Source organism: Pseudomonas reactans (genome assembly GCF_013387025.1).
GTDB lineage: Bacteria > Pseudomonadota > Gammaproteobacteria > Pseudomonadales > Pseudomonadaceae > Aquipseudomonas > Aquipseudomonas reactans.
On the sequence record NZ_JACAQP010000004.1, the window covers coordinates 41,673 to 61,426 of the forward strand.

Sequence of the window (19,754 nt, forward strand, 5' to 3'; positions counted from 1 at the left end):
TTGCTGAAGGTGGTGAGGATTGCCCCTCACCACCGTCATTTTCAGCGACGACGCTTCTCGATGTTGTACACGAACGGTGCAACGATCTCGATGCTGCCACCTTTGAGCATGTCTGCCGGTGGCTTGGGCAGCGGCTGGGCACGACGGATCATGTCCAGCGTGGCGCGGTCCAGGTCGGCGTTGCCGGAGCGGCCCACCAACTCATAGGACAGCACGTTGCCTTCGGCATCCACCACGAACTTCAGGCGGTTCAAGCCTTCCTTGCCACGGGCCTGGGCGCCTGGCGGATACTTCTTGTACTTCTGCAGGTGCGCCAGCAAGGTGCCTTCCCAGGAAGCCTTCGCTGCGATTTGCTGCGGAGAAGGGCCTGGTACAGGCTGGGCCGATTTCTCAGCCGGTGCCTGGGTCGGCGGAGCGTCGCTCGGCGGATCCTCGGAGGGTTTCTCCTTGGGCGGCTCGATCTTCTTCTCCACGGGCTTGGGCGGCTGCGGTTTAGGCTTGGGCTTGACCGGCTTGGGCACCTGGATCGTTGGCTTCGGTGCCTCGGCCAGTTTCGGCAGGGGCAGCTCTTCCACCGGTGCAGGCGGTTGCGGCGGCGTTACCACCTTGGGCGGCGCTGGCGGCGGCGGGGCTGGCATCGGTGCCAGGTCGATGACCATGGCAGCCGGTGGCAGCTGCACCGTACGCGGCGCTGACCAATGAAGCGCGATAGCGATCGCGACGGCATGCACGCCCAGTACGACGGCGAGGCTGGTGCCATAACGCGTCAGTTTGTGGCGCGTCGTGATCATTTCTTGGCTGCCGTCTCAAGTCCGACCAGGCCGACCTTGAGGTAGCCGGCTGCCCGCAGGGCATCCATCACGCTCATCAGGTCGCCGTAGTCCACGCCCTTGTCAGCCTGGAAGAAGATCGTCGTGTCTTTCTTGCCTTGGGTCTTGGCGTCGAGCACCGGGCCCAGGGTTTCAGCTTTGACTTCTTCTTCGCCCAGGAACAGGCGTTGGTCCGCCTTGACGCTGAGGAAGATCGGTTTCTCTGGCCGTGGCGCAGGTTTGGCGCTGGACGCGGGCAGGTCGACCTTGATGTCCACGGTTGCCAACGGTGCCGCCACCATGAAGATGATCAGCAGCACCAGCATCACGTCGATAAACGGCGTGACGTTGATTTCGTGGTTCTCGACGAGTTCGTCGTCGCCTTGATTCAAATGCAGGCCCATGGCCGATTACCCCACTTTCACCATGTGCGGTTGCGAGCTGCGCTCGGTAGGCAGGTGATCGAGGTCGCGGCTGACCAGCAGCAGGACTTCTGCCGACGCGTCCGATACCTGGGCCTTGTAGCCGGCAATCGAACGGGCGAAGACGTTGTAGATCACCACCGCAGGAATTGCGGCAACCAGGCCCAGGGCCGTTGCCAGCAGGGCTTCGGCGATGCCAGGGGCAACGACGGCAAGGTTGGTGGTCTGGGTTTTGGCAATGCCGATGAAGCTGTTCATGATGCCCCATACGGTACCGAACAAGCCGACGAACGGCGCGGTGGAACCGATGGTTGCCAGCACGCCGGTGCCGCTGCTCATGTTGCGACCGCAGGCCGCCACCAGGCGCTCCAGACGGAAGGCCACACGTTCCTTGATGCCTTCTTTTTCGCGGGTGTTGGCCGACAGGCGCATTTCTTCCAGCGCGTCGTGCACCAGGGTATTGGCCAGGGTGCCCTTCTTGGTCGCGCTTTCGCTGGCTTCCTTGAGGGTGGTGGCCTTTTTCAGGTGGACGATTTCAGTGCGCAGACGACGTTTGGCGCCCAGCAGCTCGAAGCCCTTGGCGATCCAGATGGTCCAGGTGATGATCGACGCGATGGCCAGGCCGATCATGACGGCTTTCACCACCACGTCAGCATTCTGGTACATGCCCCACGGCGACAGGTCATGGGCCATGCCCAGGGTGTTGTCTTCTTCCAGCACCACACCGGTGTCGTCGGCGGATGCGGGGTCAGCCGCCAGAGCCGGGTCGGTGGCGGCCGGCGCAGCCGCTGGAGCAGCCGGTGCCGCAGTGTTGTGCTCGGCAGCAGCCGGGGTAGCGGGTGCGGTGGCATCAGCGAATGCGGCGGTCGGTGCCAGCAGGACGCTGAACAGCAGCGCAGCTATCGCGCGCCAGGCGCGGGATGGGCTGTGAAGCTTGGTTGGCGAAGCGGGGGTTGTATTACGTGTCATGCTGGCCGGACCTGAGAGAAAAAAATGAGTGATCGTCCTTCCAGACCCAGTGGGTCGAGGACAAATGGGCGGTTATTATTGCAAGTAATTCTTGTTAACAGAAGTAATACAGTAACTTTATTTGTGCTTTTTCTGGCCGTCTGTCACTCGCGAGGGCTAATCTAGACCTTTCAGTACGGAGTTTTGTGATGTCTGCGCCTTCTGTTGTGATTGCCGGCTGTGGCGATGTGGGGAGCCGGCTGGCCAGCCAGTTGCTCGCCTCGGAATGGGAGGTCCATGGCCTGCGCCGCGATGTTTCGCGGCTGCCCGACGGCGTGATCGGCATTGCCGGCGACCTGTTCAAGAAAGATTGCCCTGACACCTGGCCGATCGGCGGGGTGGATTACCTGGTGTACTGCGCGGCTGCGACGGACCATGACGAAGCCGGCTACCGCGCTGCTTATGTAGAAGGGCTGAAACATGTGCTGGAATGGCTGGGCGATTACGGCCAGGAGCCGAAGCACCTGCTGTTTGTGTCCAGCAGCAGCGTCTACGGGCAGCAGAATGGCGAGTGGGTCGACGAAACGTCGGAGACGCAGGCGAAGGGATATTCCGGGCAGGTAATGTTGGAGGCTGAGCAAGTTGCGCTCGACAGTGGCATCCCCGCCAGCATTGTGCGTCTGACGGGTATCTATGGACCGGGCCGCGAATGGCTGTTGACCCAGGTTCGCCAAGGCTACCGCGTGGCAATCGACCCACCTTTATATGGCAACCGTATTCACGCAGATGACGCAGCGGGTTTGCTGGCGTTTTTGTTGCGTCATGTGGAAAAAGGCGGCTCGCTGGAGAAGGTATACATCGGCGTCGACGATGCGCCTGCACCACTGGCTGAAGTGGTGGGCTGGTTGCGTGAGTACCTGGGTGTGACCGAATGGGCTGATGACGCGAGTGTGCGGCGTGCTGGCAGCAAGCAATGCAGCAATGCCCGAGCCAAGGCGTTGGGTTGGGTGCCGACGTACCCGACTTATCGGGAAGGCTATGCGGCGATCCTCGAAGGCCAGCGTTAAATGAAAAAGGAGCCCAAGGGCTCCTTTTTTATCACTGCTTTTCCAGCAGCCACTGGCGAGGCCCTGGTGTAAACGAAGGCACCTCATCCGCCTGCGCGGTATTGATCGCCTGGAAGATCTCCAGTTGCTTGCCCTTGCGCACAAAGATCCACGGGTTGCCCTGGCCGTTCAATTGCAGCCAGATACTGTCATAGCCACCGCTCATGGACGCGCAATCGCCCGCCAGGCACAGCGAGTACTGATCGACATTTGGCAGGCCGGCGACCTTGCCGTTGGCCTGGAATTGCACGATGGCGCCGCTTCCGAAGCCGTCGAGGATCTTCCAGTCACCCCCCATGTAAGCGGCGTACAGCGCACGCTCGAAGTTTGCGCCCAGTGGCGCGCCTTCCGGTGCGGGCTCTTTGGGGCGGGCGAACAGCTGTTCAGGTTCGTTGTCGTTGGCCACTTGCAGCAGCTGTTTGCCTTTGCGCTTGAGTTCGGTGGCGGAGCTGCCGTAGAAATCCACGCTCCACGCACCGGACTTTTCACCCAGCAATTTGCCTTCCGCTACTTCAAAACCGTTGTAGTAGCGTGCCTGCGAGGCCTTGGTATTGACCTCCCATTCGAGGTTCGGGCCAAAGCTCTGCAGGGCTTCACGCAAAGGGCCGCCTTTGGCTGCCGCATCGATGGCGACCTGGTTGATCCAGGTGCCGCTCACATCCCGGTCGGCAGGGTTGCTGGCGCAGCCGCCGAGCAACAGGGCGAGCAGTGATGAGGCTACAAGCGCTTTGCGCATCATGAAATCCTTTTAAAACGAAGTCGGCGCAGCCTATGGGGGCTGCGCCGGGTGTTTTACTCGATGACCAGAATCGCGTCCATCTCAACCTGCGCACCCTTTGGCAGGGCAGCAACGCCGATGGCGGCGCGGGCTGGGTACGGCTGTTCGAAGTACTTGCCCATGATCTCGTTGACCTTGGCGAAGTGGCTCAGGTCAGTGAGGAAGATGTTCAGCTTGACGATGTCTTTGAACGAGCCGCCGGCAGCCTCGGCCACCGACTTGAGGTTTTCGAAGACCTGCACGGTCTGTGCTTCGAAGCCTTCAACCAGTTCCATGGTCTTTGGGTCCAGTGGAATCTGGCCGGACATGTAGACGGTGTTGCCTGCCTTGATCGCCTGGGAGTAAGTGCCGATGGCGGCTGGGGCTTTGTCGCTGGTGATAACGGTCTTGGTCATGTGTGACTCCTTGTGGGAGGTTTATTAGGCACGCATACGGGTGATGCGGATGACCCCGGTCAAGGCGCGCAGTTTCTTGATCACGCGGGCCAGGTGCACGCGGTCGTGAACGCTGACCACCAACTGGACCACGCTGATGCGACCATCGCGCTCGTCCATGCTGATTTTCTCGATATTGCCGTCGGCTGCGTTGACGCTGCTGGCGAGCAGGGCGATCAGGCCGCGCTGGTGTTCCAGCTCCACCCGCAGTTCGACATTGAATTCTCCGGTGACATCCTTGGCCCACGAGAGCTGGATGCATTTTTCCGGGTTGTGGCGGATTTCGGTGATGTTGCGGCAGTTGTCCAGGTGCACCACCATGCCTTTGCCGGCGGACAGATGGCCGACAATCGGGTCGCCCGGGATCGGCGTGCAGCACTTGGCGTAGCTGAGCACCAGGCCCTCGGTGCCGCGAATCGCCAGCGGACCTTCGGGGCTTGGCAATTGTTCGCCTTCGCCGAGCAGGCGGCGGGCGACCACGTAGGCCATGCGGTTGCCCAGGCCGATATCTTCCAGCAGGTCTTCGATGGTTTCCTGGCGATACTCGTGGAGCATCGCTTGCACGCGCTCTGTAGGAATCTTGTCCAGGGCGCTGTCGAAACCGTTGAGCACCTTGTTCAGCAGGCGTTCGCCCAGGCTGATGGACTCGGAGCGGCGTTGCAGTTTCAGGGCGTGGCGGATGTGCGTGCGCGCCTTGCCGGTGACCACGAAGTTGAGCCATGCCGGATTCGGGCGTGCGCCCGGTGCGCTGACGATCTCGACCGTGGAACCACTTTGCAGCGGCTCTGACAGCGGTGCGAGACGACGATTGATCCGACAGGCGATGCAGCTATTGCCCACATCGGTGTGCACGGCGTAGGCAAAATCGACCGCCGTGGAGCCTTTGGGCAACTCCATGATCCGGCCTTTGGGCGTGAACACGTAGACCTCGTCCGGAAACAGGTCGATCTTCACGCTTTCAATAAATTCGAGGGAGTTGCCGGCACGTTGCTGCATTTCCAGCACGCCCTTGACCCACTGGCGGGCTCGGGCATGGGTGCCTTTTGGCTGCTCGTCGCCACTGGATTTGTACAGCCAATGGGCGGCGATGCCGTTGTTGGCCATCTCTTCCATTTCGCGGGTGCGAATCTGGATCTCGATCGGCACCCCGTGCATACCAAACAACGTGGTATGCAGCGACTGATAGCCGTTGGCCTTGGGAATTGCGATGTAATCCTTGAAGCGCCCCGGCAAAGGCTTGTACAAATTATGTACAGCGCCCAGCACACGGTAGCAGGTGTCGACCTTGTCGACGATGATCCGGAACGCATACACGTCCATGATCTCGTTGAAGGCCCGACGCTTGCCGCGCATCTTCTTGTAGATGCCGTAGATGTGTTTCTGCCGGCCGCTGACCTCGCCTTCGATCTCGTCGATCGCCAGGCAATGGCTCAGGGACTCTTCGATCTTGTTGACGATTTCCTTGCGGTTGCCCCGGGCGCGCTTGACCGCCTGGTAGATGCGCGCCGAACGCATCGGGTGCATGGCTTTGAAGCCGAGGTCTTCGAATTCGATACGAATGGCGTGCATGCCCAGCCGGTTGGCGATGGGTGCGTAGATTTCCAGGGTTTCCTTGGCGATGCGCCGGCGTTTTTCGCCGGACAGCACTTCCAGCGTGCGCATGTTGTGCAGCCGGTCGGCCAGCTTGACCAGAATCACCCGGATATCGCGGGCCATGGCCATGGCCATCTTCTGGAAGTTTTCCGCCTGGGCTTCGGCCTTGGTCTCGAAGTTCATCTGAGTCAGCTTGCTGACCCCGTCGACCAGTTCGGCCACGGTTTCGCCAAATTGTGCGCTGAGCGCTTCCTTGGCGATGCCGGTGTCTTCGATCACGTCATGCAGCATCGCGGCCATCAGGCTTTGATGGTCCATGTGCATGTCGGCAAGAATATTTGCCACCGCAAGAGGATGGGTGACATACGCCTCGCCGCTACGGCGGCGTTGGCCGTCGTGGGCTTGTTCGGCGTAGAAATACGCTCGGCGGACCAGGTTGACCTGGTCTGGGCCGAGGTAGGCCGATAAGCGATCGGCGAGGGCGTCTATGCTCGGCACAGTGTGAACTCCTGCCGTTGGCTGTGACCCCGCGCCGTGCTACGTCGACCAGGCATAGGCTTAGACGGCCTCGTTGGACTCGTCCTCGAACGCTGCAAACAGCGGTTCGTCTTCAACGATTTCGGCGTTGGCGATGAACTCGTAGCTCATCAGGCCTTCAGCGATTTCACGCAGGGCTACAACGGTAGGCTTGTCGTTTTCCCACTGGACCAGGGGCTCTTTGCCGCCAGTGGCCAGTTGACGGGCACGCTTGGTAGAGAGCATGACCAGCTCAAAGCGGTTATCCACGTGTTCTAGGCAGTCTTCAACGGTTACGCGGGCCATGGTATTCCTCGGAGCGAATGCAAGATGCGCGCTGCCCGGTTGGGCGAGCGGACTGAGCAGTTTAAAAAATCACCAGCGTTTAGGGAAGCGCTGATTTTTCGCAGGCCCTCGCAAAACCGCTACAAGTGCCAATGTAAAGCCCTTGCAGCGGTTTTGGGAAGGGCCAATCAACCGAGCAGTTCGGCCAGTAATTTGCCGAAACGCTGTTGCTGACGCTTTTGCTGGAGCTGATTGGTGCGGAAAATCGCCTTCAAATCGTCCAGTGCGTGGGCAAAATCGTCGTTGATGATCAGGTAGTCGTAGTCGACGTAGTGGCTCATTTCGCTGACGGCTTCACGCATACGACCTTCGATGATCTCGTCACTGTCCTGGCCACGGTTGGTCAGGCGCTGGTGCAAGGCTTCCAGCGAAGGCGGCAGGATGAAGATCGAGCGCGCCTGGGGCATCAGCTTGCGGACTTGCTCGGCGCCCTGCCAGTCGATTTCCAGGATCAGGTCGTGGCCTTCATCCAGGGTCTGCTGCAGGTGGCTTTGCGACGTGCCGTAAAGGTTACCGAACACTTCGGCACGCTCCAGGAAGTCGCCGTGCTCGATCATCTTGACGAACTCGGTGCGCTCTACGAAGTGATAGTGCACGCCGTTGACCTCACCCGGGCGCATGGCGCGGGTGGTGTGGGAGACCGAGATGCGGATCTGCTCGTCAGCGTCGGTCAGGGCCTTGACCAGGCTGCTTTTGCCCGCGCCAGAAGGGGCGGAAATGATGTACAGGGTGCCGGTGCTGTGGGTCATGGAGGTTGCCTTACTCAATATTCTGTACTTGTTCGCGCATCTGCTCGATCAACACTTTGAGGTTGACCGCAGCCGTGGTGCTGCGCGGGTCGAACGCCTTGGAGCCCAGTGTATTGGCTTCGCGGTTGAGTTCCTGCATCAGGAAGTCCAGGCGCCGACCGGCGGCACCGCCGGACTTGAGCACGCGGCGCACTTCGAGGATGTGGGTGCTCAGGCGGTCGAGTTCTTCGGCGACGTCGCTCTTTTGCGCGAGCAGAACCATTTCCTGTTCCAGGCGCGTCGGGTCGAGGTCGGCCTTCATGTCGGTGAAGCGGTCGAGCACCTTCTGGCGCTGGGTGGCGAGCATCTGCGGGACCAGTTCTCGCAGCGTGACCACGTCTTCTTCAATGGCGGTCAGGCGCTCGCTGATCAAGCGCGCCAGTTCGGCACCCTCGCGCTCGCGGCCGGCTTTCAGCTCCTTGAGGCCTTGGTTGAACAGGGCGAGGGCTTCGGCGTTAAGGGCTTGCGGGTCGGTGGCATCGGCCACCAGTACACCGGGCCAGGCCAGCACTTCCAGCGGGTTGAGCGCGGCCGGCTGCTTGATCAGGCCGGCGATAGTTTCGGCGGCGGCGACCAGTTGCGCGGCGCGGTCGCGGTCAATCTGCAAAGCTTTGCCGGTGGTTTCTTCGGTAAACCGCAGGGTGCATTCCAGCTTGCCGCGGGATATACCCTGGCGCAGCGCTTCACGCACGGCGCCTTCGAGATCGCGGAACGACTCCGGCAGGCGCAGGTGCGGCTCCAGGTAACGGCTGTTGACCGAGCGCAGTTCCCAGCTCAGGGTGCCTTGGACGCCGGCTTTTTCGACGCGGGCGAAGGCGGTCATGCTGTGCACCATGGAGGTACCTCGCGTTGCAGCCCGCAAACACGGGCTGATGATTAAGAAGGCGCAGGATTGTAGCGCAGTGGGGCGGACACGCCCAAACCCGAGCATTCGTAACCGAATTTTTTAGCAGTGCCCCGAAACGGCTCGCGGCTCTATAATGCTCGGCAGTTTTTCGTCCTCAGTACAGGTGTCTCCCTATGAAACGTCCAAGTGGTCGCGCTGCCGATCAGCTCCGCTCGATCCGCATCACCCGCAACTACACCAAACACGCCGAGGGTTCTGTACTGGTCGAGTTTGGCGATACCAAGGTCATCTGCACCGTCAGCGTCGAAAACGGCGTGCCGCGTTTCCTCAAAGGCCAGGGCCAGGGTTGGTTGACCGCCGAGTACGGCATGCTGCCGCGCGCCACAGGCGAGCGTAACCAGCGTGAAGCCAGCCGCGGCAAGCAAGGCGGCCGTACCCTGGAAATCCAGCGCCTGATCGGCCGCTCCCTGCGCGCAGCCCTGGACATGTCCAAGCTGGGCGACGTGACCCTGTACGTCGACTGCGACGTGATCCAGGCCGACGGCGGTACCCGTACTGCGTCCATCACCGGCGCCATGGTGGCCCTGGTTGATGCACTCAAAGTGATCAAGAAGCGTGGGGGCCTGAAAGGCGGTGACCCGCTCAAGCAAATGATCGCCGCTGTGTCGGTGGGCATGTATCAGGGCGAGCCAGTGCTGGACCTGGACTACCTGGAAGACTCGGCTGCCGAGACCGACCTGAACGTGGTCATGACCAGCACCGGTGGTTTCATCGAAGTACAGGGCACCGCCGAAGGCGCGCCATTCCAGCCGGCCGAGTTGAACGCCATGCTGGCCCTGGCCCAGAAAGGCATGACTGAAATCTTCGAGCTTCAGAACGCCGCACTGGCTGACTGAGCCCGCCTCAAGGAGAAGCGCCATGAATGACAACCAGGAACTTGTGCCGATGCCTTCCTACGAAGCGCGGCAGGGGGCGATGTTGTGCCATCTCGCGGCCTTTCTCGGGTTTGTGTTCCCCTTCGGCAGTGTCGTGGGCCCGCTGATCCTGTGGCAGATGAAGAAGGAAAAGGATGCGTTCATTGATGACCAGGGTAAGGAAGCCTTGAACTTCCAGATCACCGTGGCCATCGCCTGGATAGCCTGCATCGTACTGGCGTTCACGATAGTTGGGTTTTTCCTGATGTTTGCCCTGGCGATCGCCACGATCGTGCTGACCATCATCGGCAGCATCAAGGCCAACAAAGGGATCGCCTATCGCTACCCGTTGACCTGGCGTGTGATCAAATAATGAGCACCCACAAAAAAACCGACAGCGATGTCGGTTTTTTTGTGCCCGGAAAAAGACCTCAGATGGTCAGTGTCCAGTCGTAGTCCACGATCAGCGGCGCGTGCTGCGAGAAGCGTGGCTGGCGCGGCAGGCGTGCACTGCGCACGAACCGGCGCAGACCTGGAGTCAGCAACTGGTAGTCGAAACGCCAGCCCAGGTTGAGCATCTCAGCCTGTTCGTTGTCCGGCCACCAGCTGTACTGGTCGCCTTCGCGGCTGACTTCCCGCAGGGCATCTACATAGCCCATGTTGCCGACAATCTCGTCCATCCAGGCGCGTTCCGGCGCCAGGAAGCCCGGGGATTGCTGGCTGTCGCGCCAGTTCTTGATATCCAGCTTCTGTTGCGCCACGTACAGCGAGCCACAATAAATGTACTCGCGACGTTTGCGTCGCTGTTTATCCAGGTAACGGGCGAAATCGTCCATTAGCTTGAACTTCTGGTTCAAGTCTTCATCGCCGTTCTGCCCCGAAGGGAGCAGCAAGGTCGCGATGCTGACCTTATCGAAATCGGCTTGCAGGTAGCGCCCGTAGCGGTCGGCTGTCTCGAAGCCGAGGCCGCTGATGACCGCCTTGGGTTGCAACCGCGAATACAAAGCCACGCCACCTTGGGTGGGCACTTCGGCATCGCAGGCATAAAGGAAGTAGCCATCCAGTTGGAAGGCTGGGTCGTCCAGTTCAAAGGCGGAGGCACGGGTATCCTGCAGGCAGATGACGTCGGCATTCTGGGCTTGCAGCCAACTGAGCAAACCACGCTCGACTGCAGCCTGAATACCATTAACGTTCACACTGATGATCCGCATAAATGGCCCCAAAAATCGCGTGCGTGTATGATACACGCCGTCCACCCAATTAGCTAAATCCGTGGTATCTGAGGCTTTTTTCATGCAGGCGTATCAACGCGATTTCATTCGTTTTGCTATCGATCGCGGCGTTTTGCGCTTCGGTGAGTTCACTCTGAAGTCCGGGCGCACCAGCCCGTATTTCTTCAATGCAGGCTTGTTCAACTCGGGTTCGGCCCTGGCCCAACTGGGTCGTTTCTACGCGGCAGCCATCGTTGAAAGCGGTATTTCCTTCGACGTGCTGTTCGGTCCAGCCTACAAGGGTATCCCCCTGGCAGCGGCAACAGCCGTGGCTTTGGCTGAGCATCATGGCCAGGACCTGCCATGGTGTTTCAACCGCAAAGAGGCCAAGGCCCACGGCGAAGGCGGCAGTCTGGTCGGGGCTCCGCTCAAGGGCGAAGTGCTGATCATCGATGACGTGATCACGGCCGGTACCGCGATCCGTGAAGTGATGCAGATCATCGCTTCCCAGGACGGCGCCAAGGCTGCCGGCGTGCTGATCGCGCTGAACCGTCAGGAGCGTGGCAACGGTGAATTGTCTGCGATCCAGGAAGTGGAGCGCGATTTTGGCATTCCTGTAGTGAGTATCGTGTCGCTGAACCAGGTGCTGCAGTTCCTGGAAGATGACCCGCAGCTCAAGCAACATTTGCCGGCGGTGAAGGCGTATCGCGAGCAGTTCGACGTCTGACACCGATCCCCTGTGGGAGCGGGCTTGCCCGCGATAGCGATGTATCAGGCGATAGAATTGTTGAATGTTCCGCCGTCATCGCAGGCAAGCCAGCTCCCACATTTGGACCGAGTACAAACAAAAAGGCCCCGCTCAATCAGATTGAGCAGGGCCTTTTCGTTTGTAGCCGTTAAGGCCGCTTGCGGTTACTGATCAGCGTGCCCATGCCGGTATCCGTGAAGATCTCCAGCAGTACCGCATTCGGTACCCGGCCATCGATGATCAGCGAGCTGCCAACGCCGCCTTGCACCGCTTCCAGCGCACAGCGGATCTTCGGCAACATGCCGCCGTAGATGGTGCCGTCGGCGATCAGCTCGTCCACTTGTTGCGTGGTCAGGCCGGTCAACACCTTGCCTTCCTTGTCCATCAGGCCGGCGATGTTGGTCAGCAGCATCAGCTTTTCAGCTTTCAGCGCCTCGGCCACCTTGCCGGCCACCAGGTCGGCGTTGATGTTGTAGGACTCGCCATTGGCACCCACGCCGATCGGCGCGATCACCGGAATGAAGTCGCCTTTCACCAGCAGGTTCAGCAGGTCGGTGTTCACGCCAACCACTTCGCCCACTTGGCCGATGTCGATGATTTCCGGCTGCGTCATCTCTGGCGTCTGACGGGTCACGGTCAGTTTTTTCGCACGGATCAGCTCCGCGTCCTTGCCGGTCAGGCCGATGGCGCTGCCGCCATGACGGTTGATCAGGTTGACGATGTCCTTGTTGACCTGGCCGCCGAGGACCATCTCCACCACGTCCATGGTCTGCGCGTCAGTGACGCGCATGCCATCGATGAAGTGACTCTCGATCGACAAGCGCTTGAGCAGGTCGCCGATTTGCGGGCCGCCGCCGTGCACTACGACCGGGTTGATCCCCACGGCTTTCATCAACACGATGTCGCGGGCAAAGCCGGTTTTCAGCTCGTCGCTTTCCATGGCATTGCCGCCGTACTTGATCACCAGCGTCTTGCCGACATAGCGTCGGATGTAAGGCAACGCTTCGGACAGGACCTTGGCAGTGTTGGCAGCGGCTTCGCGTTCGAGGGTCATTCAGGGCTCCGGTAAAAAATCAGAACGGTAATTGGAGATCAGGGGCAACACGTTTCAACTGGGCGTGGAACACGTCCTTGATGCGCTGCAACTCAGCCTCGGTATCCGCCTCGAAACGCAGGACCAGCACCGGTGTGGTGTTGGACGCGCGAACCAGGCCCCAGCCTTTGGCGTAATCGACTCGCACACCATCAATGGTGGTCAGGTTGGCGCCTTCGCCCCATTGCGCATCGTGCAGTGCGTCAATGATGCTGAATTTGCTCTCCTCGGTCACATGGATATTGATCTCTGGCGTAGAAATATCGTTCGGGAAGGTCTGGAACAACTCTTCGGCGGTGGATTTTTCCTTGCTGAGGATCTCCAGCAGGCGCGCAGCGCTGTAAATCCCGTCGTCAAAGCCGAACCAGCGCTCCTTGAAGAACACGTGGCCGCTCATTTCGCCGGCCAACAGCGCGCCGGTTTCCTTCATTTTCTTTTTGATCAACGAGTGACCGGTCTTCCACATTAGCGGGCGACCGCCATATTCCTTGATCAGAGGCGTGAGGCGGCGGGTGCACTTTACGTCGAAGATGATCTCGGCGTTGGCATTGCGCGCCACCACGTCGCGGGCAAACAGCATCAGCAGGCGATCGGGGAACACGATCTCGCCGGTTTCGGTCACCACGCCGACGCGGTCGCCGTCACCGTCAAAGGCCAGGCCGACGTCAGCTCCGGTTTCCTTGACCTTGGCGATCAGGTCCACCAGGTTTTCCGGCTTGCCTGGGTCCGGGTGGTGGTTGGGGAAGTTGCCGTCGACCTCGCAGAACAACGGAATCACTTCGCAGTTCAAGGCTTCGAGCAGTTGCGGGGCGATCACGCCAGCCGCGCCGTTGCCGCAATCCACCACCACTTTGAGGCGGCGCGCGAGTTTGACGTCACGGGTGATTTCATCAGAGTAGCGTTGCAAGATGTCGACTTTGGTGATGGTGCCCTTGCCGCTGGTCAGATCGTTGTTTTTCAGGCGGTCGTGCAGGGCCTGGATCTGTTCGTTGGCCAGGGTGTCGCCAGCGATGACGATCTTGAAGCCGTTGTAGTCCGACGGGTTGTGGCTACCGGTGAGCATCACCCCGGACTTGCCGGCCAATACGTTGGCGGCGTAGTACAGCGCGGGCGTTGGCACCAGGCCCACGTCGCTGACATGGCAACCGCTATCGGCCAGGCCCTGGATCAGTTGCTCCACCAGCTCCGGGCCGGACAGGCGACCGTCACGGCCGACCGAAACGTTGGGTTCATCCTGGGCCAGGCTCTGGGAGCCGATGGCGCGGCCAATCCAGTAGGCGGTTTCGGCCGTCAGGGTCTTGGGCACCACGCCACGGATGTCATAGGCGCGAAAGATACTGTCGGGGAAGGCTGGGGCTACGCGGGCTGCGGTACTCATCGCGGGGGGAAACTCCATCTGAAGGGGGCAAAGCTGGCCTTAATGTGGCTGACCGGCAGGCTCAAACTGAAGGGTATGACGGTGTTTTCGGCAGAGAGTTCGTGGTGCAAAAATGCCATCGGAGCGCTGGCCCCGTGTTTATGCTTGCGTAATGCTTTGATTTCTATCGAGAAATCTCGCTGATAAAATCCGCGCATTCTTCGTCCTGAAAAGCCTTGCGGTGGCGTCGGGCCGGGCAGCGGCGCCCGGCCAGATTCAGCTTAGTCAGTGACTGCCGGAATGCCCAAAACCGCCTGCGCCGCGTTGGGTTTCGTCGAATTCCTGTACCAGTTCGAAGTGTGCCTGCACCACAGGCACCAGCACCAACTGGGCAATACGCTCGCCGACGGCGATGTTGAAGGCGGTCTGGCCACGGTTCCAGCACGACACCATCAGTTCGCCCTGGTAGTCCGAGTCGATCAGGCCGACCAGGTTGCCCAGCACGATGCCGTGTTTGTGGCCCAGGCCGGAGCGCGGCAGGATCAGCGCTGCCAGGCCAGGGTCGCCCACGTAGATCGACAGGCCGGTCGGAATCAGGATGGTCTGGCCCGGCTCAAGGACGGTGTCTTCCTTGAGCATGGCGCGCAGGTCGAGGCCGGCGGAGCCTGGGGTGGCGTAGGCCGGCAGTGGGAATTCGTTGCCGATGCGTGGGTCGAGGATCTTGGCTTGCAAAGCGTGCATGGAAATTAAACCTGGTTCAGCCGTTGGGCGATAAAAGAGATCAGTTGGCGGGCAATCTTGCCCTTGCTGGTCTGGGCGAAAAGGGTGGCGTGCAAGTCGCGGTCGATCACGCTGCAGGCGTTTTCCTCGCTGTTGAAGCCGATGCTCGGGTTGGCGACATCGTTGGCAACGATCAGGTCGAGGTTTTTGTCTTTCAATTTGCGTGCGGCGTAGTCCAGCAAATGCTCGGTCTCGGCGGCGAAGCCGACGCTGAACGGGCGGTCCGGGCGCGTGGCGATGGTGGCCAGGATGTCTGGGTTGCGCACCATTTGCAGGAGCAGGCCGTCGCCGCTTGTGGGGTCTTTCTTGAGCTTTTGCGGGGCGACCACTTCCGGGCGGTAGTCCGCCACCGCTGCCGAGGCGATGAACAGGTCGCACGGAATGGCCGCCTCACAGGCCGCCAACATGTCCCGGGCGCTGACTACGTCGATGCGCGTGACCCGATCCGGGGTCGGTAAATGCACCGGGCCGGTGATCAGGGTGACGCGTGCGCCTGCCTCGACCGCCGCTTCAGCCAAAGCAAAGCCCATTTTTCCTGAGCTATGGTTGGTGATGTAGCGCACCGGGTCGATGTTTTCCTGGGTCGGGCCAGCGGTGATCAACACGTGCTTGCCGGTCAGGGCCAGGTGCTGGAAGCACTCGGCCGCACACAGCGCCAGGTCGGTGGCTTCGAGCATGCGGCCCATGCCGACGTCGCCGCAGGCCTGGCTGCCGGACGCCGGGCCGAACACCTTGAGGCCACGGCTTTGCAGGAGCTGGGTGTTGGCCTGGGTCGCCGGGTCGCGCCACATGGCCTGGTTCATAGCCGGGGCGATGGCGACGGTGGCGTCGGTGGCCAATACCAGGGTGGTCAGCAGGTCATCGGCGATGCCTTGGGCCAAGCGGGCGATCAGGTCGGCGGTGGCCGGGGCGATCAGCACCAGGTCGGCCCATTTGGCCAGCTCGATATGGCCCATGGCGGCTTCGGCTGCCGGGTCCAACAGGTCCAGGTGAACCGGGTGGCCGGAGAGCGCCTGCATGGTCAGTGGGGTGATGAACTCACTGCCACCGCGGGTCATGACCACGCGCACTTCGGCGCCTTGGTCCAGGAGCCTGCGAACCAGTTCTGCGCTCTTGTAGGCGGCAATGCCGCCGCCAACGCCGAGAACGATGCGTTTCCGATACAGACGCTGCATTGGTTTGCCTTTCCAGTTCAGTGATGCCAGTTCAGTGACGCCTGCGATGCCCCCTCCCCAGGGGAAATCACATGCAAAAAAGAGGGCCTACGATAACACAGCGTCCGCTGGGCAACAGCGGCGTACATGCCACGGCGCGTATGGAGAGGGAGGTGGAATGAGTATTCGCGATTGGCCGGTGGCAGAGCGGCCCCGGGAAAAGCTTTTGGAAGGGGGCGCGGCGAGCCTGTCGGATGCCGAACTGCTCGCGATATTCCTGCGTACCGGGGTATCCGGTCGCAGCGCGGTGGACCTGGCGCGCCACCTGTTGGCGCAATTTGGTGGTTTGCGCCCGTTGCTGGAGGCCAGCCAGGCGCTGTTCAGCCAGCAATTGGGGTTGGGGCCGGCGAAGTTCGCCCAGTTGCAGGCGGTGCTGGAAATGGCCCGTCGCCACATGGCCGAGCGCCTGCGCAAAGACTCGGTGCTGGAAAGCCCGGTGGCCGTGCGTGATTACCTCAAGGCGTTGTTGCGCCATGAGCCTCATGAGACCTTCGGGTGTCTGTTTCTCGATTCAAAGCACCGGGTGCTGGGTTTCGAGGCGTTGTCCCAGGGCACCATCGATGCGGCGATGGTCTACCCCCGGCAAGTGGTCAAGCGCGCCCTGGCGTACAACGCGGCAGCACTGATCCTGTGCCACAACCATCCTTCGGGCAGCCTTGAACCGAGTGCGGCTGATCGAAAATTGACCAAGCTGCTGCAAAAAGCCTTGGAAGTGGTGGATGTGCGGGTGCTGGATCACATCATCGTGGGGGATGGCGACCCGTTGTCGATGGCGGAGTATGGGTGGATGTAAGCCCGCCCCATCGGGGCGGGCCGGGTGCTCAGGGCTTGACGCTGACCTTCGAAAAATCCTGGCGCCCGAATGGGCTCACTTGGTAGCCCTCGACACTCTTGCGGGCCAGGGCAAACGCGGTGGGGTGTGCGAGCGGCAACCACAGCGCCTGTTGTTGGATCTGCGCCTGGGCCTGCTGGTAGAGCTTGCTGCGCACGCCTTGCTCGCTGGTGGTCTTGCCGGCACTGATCAGCTTGTCCAGTGCGGGGTCGCAGTAGCGCGCGAAGTTGGTGCCGGATTTCACCGCTGCGCAGGAGAACTGCGGGGTCAGGAAGTTATCCGGGTCGCCGTTGTCGCCGGCCCAGCCCATGAACAGCAGGTCGTGCTCGCCGGCCTTGGCGCGGCGGATCAGCTCGCCCCATTCGATCACGCGGATCTCGGCCTGGATGCCGACCTTGGCCAGGTCAGCCTGTAACAGCTGTGCGCCAAGGTTCGGGTTAGGGTTCAGCAGGCTGCCGGTGGGACGGGTCCAGATAGTGGTCTTGAAACCGTCCTTGAGCCCGGCGCGGTCCAGCAGTGCCTTGGCCTTGGCGAGGTCCTGTGGATAACCCGGCAGGTCCTTGGCGTAGCTCCATGTGTTAGGCGGGTAGGGGCCGTTGGCGGCTTCGGCGGTGCCTTCAAATACGGCCTTGAGGTAGCTGTTCTTGTCGAACGCCAGATTGATCGCCTGGCGCACTTCCGGCTTGTCCAAGGGTGGGTGCTGGCTGTTGATAGCCACGAAGGCGGTCATGAAGGCCGCCGTTTTCTCCACTTTCAGCGCCGGGTCTTTTTCGGCTTCGCCCACATCCAGTGGCTTGGGTGACAGGGCAATCTGGCACTCGTCGCGATGCAATTTCTGCAGGCGCACGTTGGCGTCGGGAGTGATGGCGAAGATCAAGTTATCCACAGACGGTTTGCCGGCAAAGTAATCCGGGTTGGCCTTGTAGCGCACCACGGCATCTTTCTGGAACCGGCTGAAGATGAACGGCCCAGTGCCGATCGGCTGGCTGTTGAGCTTCTCCGGCGTGCCCGCCTTGAGCAATTTGTCGGCGTATTCCGCCGGGTAGATCGAGGCAAAACCCATGCTGAGGGCGGCGATGAAGGTGGAGTCGGCGTGATCCAGGGTGAAGCGCACGGTCAGCGGGTCGAGGGCGTCGATTTTCTTGACCAGCGTTGGCAGTTGCAACGATTGCGCATGGGGGAAGCCACTCTGGGCGATCTTGTGCCAGGGGTTGGCCGGGTCAAGCATGCGCTCGAAGCTGAAGCGCACGTCTTCGGCGGTCAGGGTGCGGCTGGGGGTGAAGTATTCGGTGCGGTGGAATTTCACATTCGGGTGCAGCTTGAAGGTATAGGTCAGGCCATCTGGCGAGACTTCCCAGCTGTCCGCCAGGCTGGGCACCAATTTGCCGCTGGCCGCGTCGTAGTCCACCAGGCGGTTCATCAGCACATCGGCCGAGGCGTTGGTGGTGGTCAGCGAGTTGTATTGCACCACATCGAACCCTTCGGGGCTGGCCTCGGTGCAGACGCTCAAGTTACTGGCGGCAGAGGCCAGCGGCGCGATAAAGAGAGGGGCGAGCAATAGCGGTAGGGCAGCGAGGCGCATGTTCGGTTTCCTTTGCAGATCGAAGGCCCATCTGCGAGTGCAGTCTGGAAAAGTCCTACCGTAGTGGTCTGATTGGTAAATGACTAGCCCATTTTTGCCTGTGCTTTTGCCCCAAATGCTGTTTTGATGGCACCTCAGCGCGTTTTGCCGAGCACTTCATCGTGCGCGCGGGCGCTGTAAATCATTCTGTGCGACGAGCGGTCGGCTGTGACAGCGGCCCCTCCTGGCAACGGTTCAGGCGTCTGCCGCCAAGATTTACGCCAGTAAAAACACTCGGGCTGTTGTTGCACCTGGGGCTTTCTGGTATAAAGCAGCGCTCTTTTCTAGGGGCCCGGTTCCTTCGCTTGTAGGTGTAGCCGGTAAGACCCTAAAGAAACGCGGCGCCTGGCGCCAAATGACTGAGAGATTAAGCGGCCAACCCATGCCGGGTTGGGCATGTGGTTTTAGAGGGCTGAGGCATGTCGAGAGTCTGTCAAGTTACCGGTAAGGGTCCGGTGACTGGGAATAACATTTCCCACGCAAATAACAAAACCCGTCGTCGTTTCCTGCCGAACCTGCAGCATCACCGCTTCTGGGTTGAAGAAGAGAAACGTTTCGTCCGTCTGCGCGTATCTGCTAAAGGCATGCGCATCATCGACAAGCGTGGCATCACTGTCGTGCTGGCTGAATTGCGCCGCGCTGGCACAATCTAAGGAGCTATATCATGCGTGAATTGATTCGAATGATCTCTAGCGCCGGTACTGGTCACTTCTACACTACCGACAAGAACAAGCGTACTACCCCGGACAAGCTCGAAAAGAAAATGTTCGACCCGCGCGTTCGCAAGCACGTGATCTACAAAGAAGGCAAAATCAAGTAATTGATTTTCCTCCTTGTGAAAAAAAGCCCGTATCTCACGATCCGGGCTTTTTTTTGCCTGCGATTTGCCGGTCAGGCTTTCTGTTCGAACACCACGTAGATCTTGCGGCACGGCTCCAGCACTTCCCAGGTGCCGCTGAACCCTGCGGGAATCACGAAGCGGTCACCGGCGCGCAAGGTCTTGGCGTTGCCATCGGCATCACGCAGTACTGAAACGCCTTGCACAATCTCGCAGTATTCATGCTCGGTGTAGTTGACTTTCCACTGCCCGACTTCACCTTCCCACACGCCCGCGCTCATCTGGCCGCAGGGACTGTTGTAGTGGTTGTAGATCGTTTGCTCGGGATCACCCTTGAGGATTTTTTCGGCGGCAGGGCGGTAGCGCTCGGCGGCGGTCTTGGCTTGGCTGAAGTCGACGATGTCCTGGATGCTCATGTGCGTGTCCCGTCTGGCCTGCGGTTGGAGAGCCCAAAGTCTATGTTTATTAAAATGAACATCGCAAGGGTGTTTACTGGCGTTATGTCAAATATATTGAAACATCCCCGGCCGCTGGTTTAGGGTGGCAGTTGCCTTGCGCCG

Annotated in this window: 22 protein-coding genes and 1 pseudogene; 7 read left to right on the forward strand and 16 right to left on the reverse strand. The window is 60.6% G+C overall.

What is annotated here, in order from left to right; all coding sequences use genetic code 11:
* Window positions 1-41: 41 nt before the first annotated feature.
* The 3 genes from HX793_RS03585 to exbB are packed head-to-tail and all read right to left on the reverse strand — an operon-like array spanning window position 42 to window position 2,200.
* The gene (locus HX793_RS03585) at window positions 42-791 is read right to left on the reverse strand and encodes a TonB family protein (RefSeq protein ID WP_016975935.1); all 750 of its coding nucleotides are present in this window, start codon (window positions 789-791) and stop codon (window positions 42-44) included.
* On the reverse strand, window positions 788-1,213 hold the full coding sequence (exbD, locus tag HX793_RS03590) for a TonB system transport protein ExbD (RefSeq protein WP_003195519.1): 426 nt from the start codon (window positions 1,211-1,213) through the stop codon (window positions 788-790). Before exbD ends, HX793_RS03585 begins: the two co-directional genes overlap by 4 nt.
* A 6-nt stretch (window positions 1,214-1,219) precedes the next feature.
* Window positions 1,220-2,200: a tonB-system energizer ExbB gene (gene exbB, locus HX793_RS03595; RefSeq protein WP_177052590.1), complete on the reverse strand. Its 981-nt coding sequence runs from the start codon at window positions 2,198-2,200 to the stop codon at window positions 1,220-1,222.
* Between the two features lie 188 nt (window positions 2,201-2,388).
* Here exbB and HX793_RS03600 point away from each other — a divergent pair, with 188 nt between their 5' ends.
* Window positions 2,389-3,246 carry an SDR family oxidoreductase gene (locus HX793_RS03600; RefSeq protein ID WP_177058464.1) on the forward strand — a complete coding sequence of 286 codons (858 nt, stop codon included), beginning with the start codon at window positions 2,389-2,391 and terminating at the stop codon, window positions 3,244-3,246.
* 31 nt (window positions 3,247-3,277) lie between these two features.
* Here the strand turns inward: HX793_RS03600 and HX793_RS03605 are convergent, their stop codons facing one another.
* From HX793_RS03605 to HX793_RS03630, 6 genes are all read right to left on the reverse strand, one after another.
* Complete coding sequence (locus tag HX793_RS03605; RefSeq protein WP_016975932.1) at window positions 3,278-4,021, reverse strand: hypothetical protein; 744 nt, start codon at window positions 4,019-4,021, stop codon at window positions 3,278-3,280.
* A 56-nt stretch (window positions 4,022-4,077) separates the two neighbouring features.
* On the reverse strand, window positions 4,078-4,458 hold the full coding sequence (locus HX793_RS03610; RefSeq protein ID WP_003176922.1) for a RidA family protein: 381 nt from the start codon (window positions 4,456-4,458) through the stop codon (window positions 4,078-4,080).
* Window positions 4,459-4,482: 24 nt separating this feature from the next.
* A complete protein-coding gene (gene spoT, locus HX793_RS03615; RefSeq protein WP_016975931.1) occupies window positions 4,483-6,588 on the reverse strand; it encodes a bifunctional GTP diphosphokinase/guanosine-3',5'-bis pyrophosphate 3'-pyrophosphohydrolase in 2,106 nt (701 codons plus the stop codon).
* 60 nt (window positions 6,589-6,648) lie between these two features.
* Window positions 6,649-6,912 carry a DNA-directed RNA polymerase subunit omega gene (gene rpoZ / locus HX793_RS03620; RefSeq protein ID WP_003176920.1) on the reverse strand — a complete coding sequence of 88 codons (264 nt, stop codon included), beginning with the start codon at window positions 6,910-6,912 and terminating at the stop codon, window positions 6,649-6,651.
* A gap of 167 nt (window positions 6,913-7,079) precedes the next feature.
* Window positions 7,080-7,700, reverse strand: a complete 621-nt coding sequence (gene gmk, locus HX793_RS03625; RefSeq protein WP_016975930.1) for a guanylate kinase — start codon at window positions 7,698-7,700, stop codon at window positions 7,080-7,082.
* A gap of 10 nt (window positions 7,701-7,710) precedes the next feature.
* Window positions 7,711-8,574, reverse strand: a complete 864-nt coding sequence (locus tag HX793_RS03630; RefSeq protein ID WP_016975929.1) for a YicC/YloC family endoribonuclease — start codon at window positions 8,572-8,574, stop codon at window positions 7,711-7,713.
* A 185-nt stretch (window positions 8,575-8,759) separates the two neighbouring features.
* Here HX793_RS03630 and rph point away from each other — a divergent pair, with 185 nt between their 5' ends.
* Together rph and HX793_RS03640 are read left to right on the forward strand one after the other, a co-directional pair.
* Window positions 8,760-9,482 carry a ribonuclease PH gene (gene rph / locus HX793_RS03635; protein WP_016975928.1) on the forward strand — a complete coding sequence of 241 codons (723 nt, stop codon included), beginning with the start codon at window positions 8,760-8,762 and terminating at the stop codon, window positions 9,480-9,482.
* A gap of 22 nt (window positions 9,483-9,504) precedes the next feature.
* Window positions 9,505-9,873, forward strand: a complete 369-nt coding sequence (locus tag HX793_RS03640) for a DUF4870 domain-containing protein (RefSeq protein WP_016975927.1) — start codon at window positions 9,505-9,507, stop codon at window positions 9,871-9,873.
* Window positions 9,874-9,931: 58 nt separating this feature from the next.
* Here HX793_RS03640 and crc read toward each other — a convergent pair whose 3' ends face one another.
* Window positions 9,932-10,711 (reverse strand): catabolite repression control protein Crc, encoded by a 780-nt coding sequence (gene crc / locus HX793_RS03645; protein WP_003195493.1) that lies wholly within the window; start codon window positions 10,709-10,711, stop codon window positions 9,932-9,934.
* Between the two features lie 82 nt (window positions 10,712-10,793).
* Here crc and pyrE point away from each other — a divergent pair, with 82 nt between their 5' ends.
* The gene (pyrE, locus tag HX793_RS03650; protein WP_177097204.1) at window positions 10,794-11,438 is read left to right on the forward strand and encodes an orotate phosphoribosyltransferase; all 645 of its coding nucleotides are present in this window, start codon (window positions 10,794-10,796) and stop codon (window positions 11,436-11,438) included.
* Between the two features lie 169 nt (window positions 11,439-11,607).
* Here pyrE and argB read toward each other — a convergent pair whose 3' ends face one another.
* From argB to coaBC, 4 genes and pseudogenes are all read right to left on the reverse strand, one after another.
* A complete protein-coding gene (gene argB, locus HX793_RS03655) occupies window positions 11,608-12,513 on the reverse strand; it encodes an acetylglutamate kinase (RefSeq protein WP_016975925.1) in 906 nt (301 codons plus the stop codon).
* 19 nt (window positions 12,514-12,532) lie between these two features.
* Window positions 12,533-13,954, reverse strand: a pseudogene (locus tag HX793_RS03660) (phosphomannomutase/phosphoglucomutase); the annotation flags it as partial.
* A 240-nt stretch (window positions 13,955-14,194) separates the two neighbouring features.
* Complete coding sequence (dut, locus tag HX793_RS03665; RefSeq protein ID WP_016975923.1) at window positions 14,195-14,650, reverse strand: dUTP diphosphatase; 456 nt, start codon at window positions 14,648-14,650, stop codon at window positions 14,195-14,197.
* Between the two features lie 5 nt (window positions 14,651-14,655).
* On the reverse strand, window positions 14,656-15,864 hold the full coding sequence (gene coaBC, locus HX793_RS03670) for a bifunctional phosphopantothenoylcysteine decarboxylase/phosphopantothenate--cysteine ligase CoaBC (RefSeq protein ID WP_016970585.1): 1,209 nt from the start codon (window positions 15,862-15,864) through the stop codon (window positions 14,656-14,658).
* A 157-nt stretch (window positions 15,865-16,021) separates the two neighbouring features.
* Here coaBC and radC point away from each other — a divergent pair, with 157 nt between their 5' ends.
* The gene (radC, locus tag HX793_RS03675) at window positions 16,022-16,696 is read left to right on the forward strand and encodes a RadC family protein (RefSeq protein WP_095013996.1); all 675 of its coding nucleotides are present in this window, start codon (window positions 16,022-16,024) and stop codon (window positions 16,694-16,696) included.
* A gap of 28 nt (window positions 16,697-16,724) precedes the next feature.
* Here the strand turns inward: radC and HX793_RS03680 are convergent, their stop codons facing one another.
* Window positions 16,725-18,317, reverse strand: coding sequence for an ABC transporter substrate-binding protein (locus HX793_RS03680; protein ID WP_177058468.1), 1,593 nt, complete (start codon window positions 18,315-18,317; stop codon window positions 16,725-16,727).
* Between the two features lie 458 nt (window positions 18,318-18,775).
* Here HX793_RS03680 and rpmB point away from each other — a divergent pair, with 458 nt between their 5' ends.
* Together rpmB and rpmG are read left to right on the forward strand one after the other, a co-directional pair.
* Entirely contained in the window at window positions 18,776-19,009 is a 234-nt protein-coding gene (gene rpmB / locus HX793_RS03685; protein WP_010207494.1) for a 50S ribosomal protein L28, read from the forward strand.
* 11 nt (window positions 19,010-19,020) lie between these two features.
* Window positions 19,021-19,176, forward strand: a complete 156-nt coding sequence (rpmG, locus tag HX793_RS03690; RefSeq protein ID WP_003176906.1) for a 50S ribosomal protein L33 — start codon at window positions 19,021-19,023, stop codon at window positions 19,174-19,176.
* A 71-nt stretch (window positions 19,177-19,247) separates the two neighbouring features.
* Here rpmG and HX793_RS03695 read toward each other — a convergent pair whose 3' ends face one another.
* Complete coding sequence (locus HX793_RS03695) at window positions 19,248-19,610, reverse strand: cupin domain-containing protein (RefSeq protein ID WP_016975921.1); 363 nt, start codon at window positions 19,608-19,610, stop codon at window positions 19,248-19,250.
* Window positions 19,611-19,754: the final 144 nt, after the last annotated feature.